Source organism: Xenorhabdus khoisanae, from assembly GCF_001037465.1.
GTDB lineage: Bacteria > Pseudomonadota > Gammaproteobacteria > Enterobacterales > Enterobacteriaceae > Xenorhabdus > Xenorhabdus khoisanae.
Genome location: NZ_LFCV01000037.1, coordinates 18,826 through 27,761, shown reverse-complemented (window position 1 = coordinate 27,761; position 8,936 = coordinate 18,826). Strand labels below are relative to the sequence as shown.

The 8,936-nt window shown below is 40.1% G+C and carries 8 protein-coding genes; 2 read left to right on the top strand and 6 right to left on the bottom strand.

Annotated elements, in window-relative coordinates:
- The first annotated feature begins 126 nt into the window (after positions 1 to 126).
- Positions 127 to 1,095 carry a methyltransferase gene (locus AB204_RS06920; RefSeq protein WP_047962648.1) on the top strand — a complete coding sequence of 323 codons (969 nt, stop codon included), beginning with the start codon at positions 127 to 129 and terminating at the stop codon, positions 1,093 to 1,095.
- 308 nt (positions 1,096 to 1,403) lie between these two features.
- Positions 1,404 to 2,270 (top strand): DUF817 domain-containing protein, encoded by an 867-nt coding sequence (locus tag AB204_RS06915; protein ID WP_047962647.1) that lies wholly within the window; start codon positions 1,404 to 1,406, stop codon positions 2,268 to 2,270.
- A 371-nt stretch (positions 2,271 to 2,641) separates the two neighbouring features.
- Here the strand turns inward: AB204_RS06915 and arnF are convergent, their stop codons facing one another.
- The 6 genes from arnF to arnC are packed head-to-tail and all read right to left on the bottom strand — an operon-like array spanning position 2,642 to position 8,935.
- Positions 2,642 to 3,028 (bottom strand): 4-amino-4-deoxy-L-arabinose-phosphoundecaprenol flippase subunit ArnF, encoded by a 387-nt coding sequence (gene arnF / locus AB204_RS06910; protein ID WP_047962646.1) that lies wholly within the window; start codon positions 3,026 to 3,028, stop codon positions 2,642 to 2,644.
- Positions 3,028 to 3,375: a 4-amino-4-deoxy-L-arabinose-phosphoundecaprenol flippase subunit ArnE gene (gene arnE, locus AB204_RS06905; protein ID WP_047962645.1), complete on the bottom strand. Its 348-nt coding sequence runs from the start codon at positions 3,373 to 3,375 to the stop codon at positions 3,028 to 3,030. Before arnE ends, arnF begins: the two co-directional genes overlap by 1 nt.
- Positions 3,372 to 5,033 (bottom strand): lipid IV(A) 4-amino-4-deoxy-L-arabinosyltransferase, encoded by a 1,662-nt coding sequence (gene arnT / locus AB204_RS06900; protein WP_047962644.1) that lies wholly within the window; start codon positions 5,031 to 5,033, stop codon positions 3,372 to 3,374. Before arnT ends, arnE begins: the two co-directional genes overlap by 4 nt.
- A 7-nt stretch (positions 5,034 to 5,040) precedes the next feature.
- Positions 5,041 to 5,934 carry a 4-deoxy-4-formamido-L-arabinose-phosphoundecaprenol deformylase gene (arnD, locus tag AB204_RS06895; protein WP_047962643.1) on the bottom strand — a complete coding sequence of 298 codons (894 nt, stop codon included), beginning with the start codon at positions 5,932 to 5,934 and terminating at the stop codon, positions 5,041 to 5,043.
- A gap of 41 nt (positions 5,935 to 5,975) precedes the next feature.
- Positions 5,976 to 7,961 (bottom strand): bifunctional UDP-4-amino-4-deoxy-L-arabinose formyltransferase/UDP-glucuronic acid oxidase ArnA, encoded by a 1,986-nt coding sequence (arnA, locus tag AB204_RS06890; RefSeq protein ID WP_047962642.1) that lies wholly within the window; start codon positions 7,959 to 7,961, stop codon positions 5,976 to 5,978.
- Positions 7,961 to 8,935, bottom strand: a complete 975-nt coding sequence (gene arnC, locus AB204_RS06885; RefSeq protein ID WP_047962650.1) for an undecaprenyl-phosphate 4-deoxy-4-formamido-L-arabinose transferase — start codon at positions 8,933 to 8,935, stop codon at positions 7,961 to 7,963. The genes arnA and arnC overlap by 1 nt, the downstream gene beginning before the upstream one ends.
- Position 8,936 lies beyond the last annotated feature (1 nt).

Here is an 8,936-nt window from a genome sequence, read left to right as displayed (position 1 = left end):
AGATGTAATTAGATAAATATTACTTGACCTCAAGTTAGCTTGAGATTTTAGGGTATATCCACTAACCCAATCGATTCAAAAATCAGGCGAATCAATCTATTTAAAAATTTGAATAGGAGAATAATAATGTCATTGGAAATGGTTACAGCCTATCGTAAATCGAATGCACTATTTGCTTTTGTAGACAGCAAAGCACCATTATATTTAAGTACCCAAGATGGTAAAACAGTGGAACAACTTTCTCAGCTATGCCATGTTTATCAGGATAGATTCCATAGGTTATTGGATTATATGCAAATACTTAATGTGTTAACAAAAAAAGATGATAAATTTTACCTTACTGAACAATGGGCATCACTCAGTGATCCAAACAGTTTTGAAACATTATATATAAAGTTCGAATTAGATCCTGCCTTCTGGAACGCCTGGTCACAATACAGTGCGTCCTTAAGTAAAACGAATGAAAAATCTGCTTTTGAACTTACCCATCATGAGCCATTTTTTGATTATCTCAATCATGAAAATAATAAAAATATCAAAACTATTTTTGATAATTTATTGGCGAAAATGACCGATGAGATGAATAAACATATTATTGAACATATTCCTTTAAATGGCATTTCTTCATTTATTGATATCGGGGGTGGGATAGGTTCTTTTTCAAAAAAGATAAAAATACATTATCCACATATCCAATGTCACGTCATGGATCAATATGATTTTACCAGACAAGAATCAGAAGGAATTACTTTCATTAATGGCAATTTCTTTTCTGCTATTCCATCAGGATATGATGCTTATAGCATAAAAAATGTTTTGGATGATTGGCCAGATAATCAAGCCATTGATATTCTGAAAAATTGCCATAAAGCAATGCGGGAAGATTCCGTTTTATATGTTATCGATATGATTAAAGAACCAAATGATGCTGCATCATTTGATTTATATATGGATACCCTTCTGTTAGGCCGGAAACGGTATCAATCAGAATTTGAATCTATGGCAAAACAGGCTGGACTCTCTATTACAAATATCTACAACTTGAATTTTTCCACAGAAAATGGCAGCTACTACATTATTGAGATGAAAAAATGAATTTACATTGAAGTGACTGTCGTATCACTATGACGACATTATAATCTGGCTGATAAAAGGCCATGTTTGCCACCCATCTCCTCATACTCACTTTAAATAACCATGAAACAGGGAATTCCAATATACTGATATCGCTCGCTAAAATGCGAGCGATAAGAGTTAACACGCCATACGTACACCCGAATATGCTTAACCTGATTATTCAATAGATGCTGGTGAATAGTTGCTCAAATCCTGCTAGAATTCGCGGTGTGAAATAGGCATTATCGTAGCGAATTGACAACAAATAACACCAACAGGTTAATTAAATGGAAATTATGTGCCAAAAACTGAATGTTCTGCGTAAAGTTGATAACTTATTAATGGATCATAAGCCCAATAACAGCACAGGTGTTAAGCGATTTATTTTAGAGTTTCTTTTCTTTGGATTGATTAATGCACGCTCGTGCTTATTTGCTGGTTTCTTTTTTTTGGCTTTATTTTTGGTTCCGGCAAAAGGCATCATGGGCATACCACGTTATGATGTACTATTAGTATTTGCAGTAACCTTTCAAGCATTACTAATACGGTTAAAACTCGAAACATGGGATGAATTGAAAGCGATCTGCGTCTTCCACTTAGTCGGTTTTATAATGGAGCTATTTAAAACATCAGCATCTATCAGTTCATGGCAATATCCTGATGCTGCGTTTACTAAGCTTTGGGGAGTCCCGCTATTTACAGGTTTTATGTATGCTGCCGTGGGGAGCTACATTATACAGTCATGGCGCTTTTTTAAGGTACGCATTGAGCATTACCCACCGTATTGGATGGCAACACTGGTGGCACTGGCAATTTATATCAACTTCTTTAGTCATCATTATATTGATGATTACCGCTGGTACTTAACTGCTTTTATTTTCGGTTTGTATGCACGTGGTACTGTTTTTTATACACCGTTGGATAAAGAACGCAAAATGCCATTATTACTTGCTTTTATACTGATTGGTTTTTTTATTTGGTTGGCAGAAAACTTCGGCACCTTCTTTGGGATCTGGCAATACCCGAATCAATTAGGCGCTTGGTCTGTTGTTCATGCAGGAAAATGGGGGGCATGGTCATTATTGGTGGTTGTGACCTTTACGATTGTCGTTCACCTTAAACATATTAAAGCGAATGTGGCAATTGCCCGTTAAAGCACAATGTTTATCTATCCGGATTTGACGGGATGGTAAGACACCCCATCAAAGAAGAGAGAGTGTCTTACACAACGAAGAGTAAGGCACTATTTTGCTAATTTTCTTGATGGAGAGAAACTTCAACACCCGCCATTTCTTACTATCACCGTGAATTTAATACGCTTTCAGTTTTGCTTCCTTTCGTGCAATTAGGGTTAATTTGAGCTATTTTTTACTACTGTTTTTACTAATAGCCCAATGCTCCATATATCATTTCTACGCAGTTAGGGATCTAAACCAAGAAAAATATGGTAACAACACCCCTATAACATCAATGAACTTGATAAGATGATTCATATTACCATCCACTCATCTTATTCCTCCAATAGTTACCTATTTTCTGGTCGGTTAATTAACCAAACGCCTAATAAGATAAAAGCCACTCCTGCCGTTTTCAACAATGAAACTGTTTCATTGAACCAAGGCAATAAAGCCGCCATTAAATAAACAAAAACATAACTCAAGCTAATAATAGGATACGCTTTATTCAATGGCAGATATTTCAAGGTAAAAAACCAACATAACATGGACAGTGCATATCCCGCCAACCCAGCCATAACCATCAGCAAAGGAGTATGATTTGCCCAAAGCCAATCGATATCCAGCCAATGTACTGACAACGAAAGTTCTGGCAAACGGGCAACTCCCCATTTCAGTAGCAACTGAGCTAAAGTGACCAACAAGGCGCTCGCTATTCCCCAAAGATAACCTTTCATTAACTCAGGCTCATCAATAAAATTCCCAGCATAATCGCAAAAACGCCGATCCAGTGTTTTAGCCCCACTTTTTCCTGATATAAAAATTGCCCAATCAGAGTCACGACTACAAAATTTATACTGAGCATAGGATATGCAATGCTCAGCGGCAAAAATTGTAATAATCGCAGCCAAAATATCATTCCTATGCCCAACAGAAGAATAGCACTGGACAGCCATATCGCCATAGATACCCCTTTATGGGGGGTATCTTTTTTTTGCCAACAAACAACTGCCTGCTTCTGACATAGTTGTCCAGCACAGGTTAGTAAACTAACCAAAAATAATAATGCTATGCTATTGTTCATGGTTTTTTTTGATAAATCACAAGGACAAAACGATGATTACTGCGTATTCTATCTGGCTTAGGTAATTCAGGAAGTTCCCCTTTTGAAGACAACAGGAAAACAATCGCAACCTGACCTTCTTTACGCGCTTTCTCTAACCATTCGGGAAATTTTTCTTGTGTTATATATCTATATCGGCTATCTGGGTAATTAAGCCCATATTCCAATTCGCCCGGACGATCAAACATATAAATGTCATTGCGTTTTAATTCCCATGCAATTGCCGCGCCTACTCCAACGGACTGGGACAGGATATATTTACTATCTGCCAATTCTTTTTCATTTTGTCTAATAAAGTGCTGAGGAAGTTTGGAATTAATTGTTTTGTTAGGCAATGCAGTCCCGATCGATAAGCTGAGCACGATGGAACAGGCCGCAGCCCATAACCAATATTTACCATCATGAATGAAGCATAAATAACCAATCCCACCCCAAGCCCCAAAGGCAATAATGCCCATAATCCATTTCAGCCATTCATTGGGTTGATAGAGAGGCTGACTGATCAAGGTTTCCATGACAAAAAGCACTAAAATAGCAACCACTCCAATGAAAATATTCACTAGCCCATTCATTTTTAATGCTTTCATATTGCCGTTTTTGACACAATCAACAGCATATTTTGCCATCATCAGTGCCAATGGGCCGATAAATGGTAAAACATAAGTTGGTAATTTTCCTTTTGCTATACTGAAAAATGCAAATGGAACAATGAACCAGCAGAACAAGAAAAACATCTCTGGATGGCTCTTTTTCTCTTTCCAACTTTTAACCAGCGCACCAGGTAGTAATCCCAACCACGGAATCACACCTAATACTAATATTGGCAAATAATACCAAATAGGCGCAATATGTTGTGCTTTCTCAGAAGCAAAACGTTGTATATGCTCTACCCAGAAGAAGTAATGCCAATAATCCGGCTCGCGCAAAGCAACTGCAATCACCCACGGCAAACTAATTAAAACAGCAAATATAACGGCGATAGGTCCAAAACGAACCATTTCCAAAAACCGTTTCTGGTATATTGTGATGGGTACCATTGCTATCACAGGTAACGCCAATGCCAGAAATCCCTTGGTCATAAAAGCCATGCCGCAAGCCAGCCCTAGTACAGACCATGCCAGAACCCGTTCCCGAGTACTTCCTGCCTTAAGTGCCCAATAGCAACTCACTATCCCTGCGGTAACCCATAAAGAGAACATCGGATCAAGGACACTATAGGTACCAATGGAAAAAACAATAAACATGGAAATATAAATTAGGCTCGCAACTAAAGCCGTCTGGCGACATTGCCACATCATCATGGCAAGTCGGTAAAACAAAAATGCACTTATTAGGATGCTGAATACTGAGCCAAAACGAACAGCAAAGTTATTATGTCCAAAAATCCATTGGCTGATATTATTAAACCAATAGCCAGCAACAGGCTTTTCAAAATAGCGGATATCTAAGAAGTAAGGAACAATCCAATTTCCACGTTGCAGCATTTCCCGGCTAATTTCAGCATACCGCGTTTCATCCGGTTGCCATAATAGGCGGCTATCCAGAGGTAATAGATAAGTAAGAATAAAAAAAAGAGCCATCAGAACGGCTCCAGCTTTACTCGTCCGAGTATTCAACATAACTGTGTTATACCCCTTGTTGGCAACCTAACCAGCCTTCACGACCGGGAAAATCTGAACGTACAATTTTCCCAACAGGAAGCGTGTCTCTATTTTCAGGTAATAAATGGCTTAATTTACAGAACTGAACACCTTGCTGATGAAGCATGTTCAATAGTGTTTCAAACTGTGAAGACTTCGACATACCTTCAACTTCGGTATGAATGGTATAAACCGGAACACCACGATCATTTTTGATGGCTTCAAGGATAAAATGATTAAAGCCATCATCGCTGACCTGTGTGCCAACAACTTCATCATAAGTCGGTAATGTGACAGGAATTTGTACAGTGCCCAAGTTTCCATCAGGCAAAAGTGGCCTAAATGGATGTATTCCGCGACAATCGCTATTGTAATCAAACTCAAAACTCTGTTTAACCGTCAGTACACGTTCATCCGCTCGCCAGCCAGCAACAGCCGAACATGTAACAGGCTGCCCTGTCGCCACTTCCAATGCATTAACTCCCAATCGCACTTGCTCTGCGAGTTCAGCTTCAGACCAGTACCCCACTTTAGCCTGCCAGCCTTGATGATCCCACGCATGCAAACCAACTTCATGACCTGCATCCATTGTTTGTTTCATCAAGTAACCCAGATCTTTTGCGATTTTTTTACCCGGCCATGCTGTACCCGCCAGCAAGATATCCAAGCCATAAAGGGATGCTGCATTTGATCTCAACATCTTCCAAAGGAATTTAGGCCGCAACAGGCGCCATAAATGACGCCCCATGTTATCCGGCCCAACACTGAAGAAAAAGCTGGCTTGAATATCATGCTTCTGCAAAATCTCAAGCAATCGTGGTACACCTTCCTTTGTGCCTCGATAAGTATCCACATCAATTCTCAAACCAACTTGTTTCATTACATTTAATTCCTGATATCGCTCTAATTTCCAATGAATCTCTAGTGTTTTATTTTCAGTTCTTCAACGGCTCCACACAAAAAGAAATCCAATGTTTCATCAATGGTTTGCTTCATATCAATAGTGGGTTTCCACCCCAACAAACGCTCCGCGTTTTTAATGCTGGGTCTACGATGTTCAACATCCTGATAACCTTGACCATAATAGCTACTACTTTCAATCTTCTTAAACCCGGCAAATGGTGGGAAATGACCCCGAAGTTCGTGTTTTTCAAAGCTATCTAACAGCATTTCAGCCAATTGCCGTATGCTGGCTTCATTTGTCGGATTACCAATATTGATAATTTGGCCGTCACACGCCCCATCCCGGTTTTCGATGATCCTGAATAATGCTTCAATGCCATCATGAATATCGGTAAAACAACGTTTTTGCTCACCGCCATCCACCAGCTTAATCGGGGAACCTTCAACTAAATTCAGAATTAATTGGGTAATTGCCCTTGAGCTACCAATACGAGCCGAATTCAAGCTATCCAATCTTGGTCCCATCCAGTTAAATGGACGGAATAAAGTGAATTTCAGGCCTTCTTTCGCACCGTATGCCCAGATAACCCGATCAAGTAGTTGTTTGGAAACAGAGTAGATCCAACGCTGTTTATTAATTGGTCCCACAATTAAGCGTGAAGTATCTTCATCGAATTCCTTGTCGTCGCACATACCATAAACTTCAGATGTTGAAGGGAAAATAATCCGCTTGCCGTATTTCACACAATAACGAACAATTTTCAGGTTTTCTTCAAAATCCAGTTCAAAGACACGTAATGGGTTTCGGGTATATTCAATCGGGGTAGCTATCGCCACTAATGGAAGCACGACATCACATTTTTTGATGTGATACTCGATCCATTCCGTGTGGATACTGACATCCCCCTCAATGAAATGAAAACGCGGATTGCCAATGAACCGTTCAATAGCAGAAGAACCAATATCCATTCCATAGATGTCATAGTTGCCATCAGCCAACAAACGTTCTGTCAGATGATTACCAATAAATCCGTTAACACCCAAAATCAAGACACGTTTCCGACGACTAACTTGTGCCATGGCTTTAGGGCCAACATAAACACCCGCCACAATGCCCATTTCAAGCGTGAGTCGGTTGCCTTGTACATACAGACCTGACTCTCCCTGTCCGCTGATAATTTCCAACGCACCTTCACCACAGGCAATAACAAAGGGTTCCGTGGAAATGATGGTTCCGGGAGGTTTGCCATGAGCCTGATTGAGTGGTTTTGAGCGCCAGATTGTAATTTTACGCTCACCCAAAAAAGTAAATGCACCTGGGTATGGCTCTGTCACTGCCCTGACTAAGTTATTAATTTCTTTAGCTGATTTATTCCAATCTATTTCACCATCTTCAGCGGTGCGACGACCAAAATAAGTTGCCTGACTTTCATCCTGTAGGATTGATGGATAATGGCCTGATTTAATCTGAGGAAGAATGCCATTCAATAATTCAACGGCTGTTTCTCGTATTTTTCTATGGACATCCAGTGAAGTATCCGTTTCATCTATTTGTACAGCTTGCTGCGCGACAATATCCCCTGCATCCGGTTTTGCCAGCATTTTGTGCAATGTGACGCCTGTTTCTGTCTCGCCATTGAGTACTGCCCAGTTAACCGGAGCACGACCACGATATTTCGGCAATAGGGAGCCATGAAGGTTAAATGTGCCTTTTTCAGCCAATGATAAAATTTCCTGACCAAGCATATTGCGATAGTAAAAAGAGAAAATAACATCTGGTTTCATTTCACGGATGCGTTCAACCCATAGCGGGTGATTCACATTTTCAGGTGCAAATACAGGCACCCCTAAATCAGCACCAATATGCGCAACAGATGAGAAAAAGTTATTTTCATGCGGATCATCTGTATGTGTAAATACAGCCTGAATATCAAAACCCGCTTTTACTAACGCATCAAGTCCGATACAACCAATATCATGATAGGCAAAGATAACTGCTTTCATTAGCTTTCTTCCTGATTATCGTTGGTCTTTCTAACTCCGACCACTTTTTGAATAAAATAACGCGGACGGGCACGAACGTCGTTATATATCCTGCCGATATATTCACCAAGTAATCCCATTGCGACGAACTGTGCACCAATGAACATGAAAAGGATAGCAAATAGGGTAAATACACCTTCAGCAGCCCACATTGAGCCAAAAATAAGGCGTAGAGTAATCAACAACACCGCTAACAAGAAACCCGTTAGGGCAATGACGCTTCCCACTACACTCAATAACCGCAATGGAGCCGTAGTCAGGCAAGTCAGAAGGTCATACATCAGATTTACCAATTTCATGAAACTGTACTTGGAATCCCCGAACTCACGCTCTGCATGAGACACATCTATTTCTATCGTTTTACGTGCAAAGGTATTAGCGAGTATGGGAATAAAAGTACTGCGTTCATGACATTGCAGCATCGCACGTACAATATGACGGCGGTAAGCCCGCAACATACAACCATAATCCCCCATTGAACGTCCCGTAGCTTTGATGATCATCGCATTGATTATTTTGGACGCACTTTTACGGAACCAAGAGTCCTGACGGTTAGCACGACGTGTTCCCACGACGTCATAACCCTCTTCTGCTGTCTTAACTAAACGAAGGATCTCTTCTGGCGGATTTTGTAAATCAGCATCAAGCGTAATAATCAGATCACCATCAGCCTGATGAAATCCCGCCATAATGGCGGAATGTTGCCCATAATTGCGGTTAAGCAAAATAGCAATCACATTATTTTCAGGGAATTCAGCCGCTTGGATTAAAATATCGGCAGAGTTGTCACGGCTACCATCATCTACCAAAATGACTTCATATTTCTGCTCAAGTTGTTGGCAGGTTGCGATCGTTCTTTTCAACAATTGGGGTAAACTTTCTTCTTCGTTATAAACAGGAATAACGATCGAAACTTTTTTGATCTTCTCAAACATC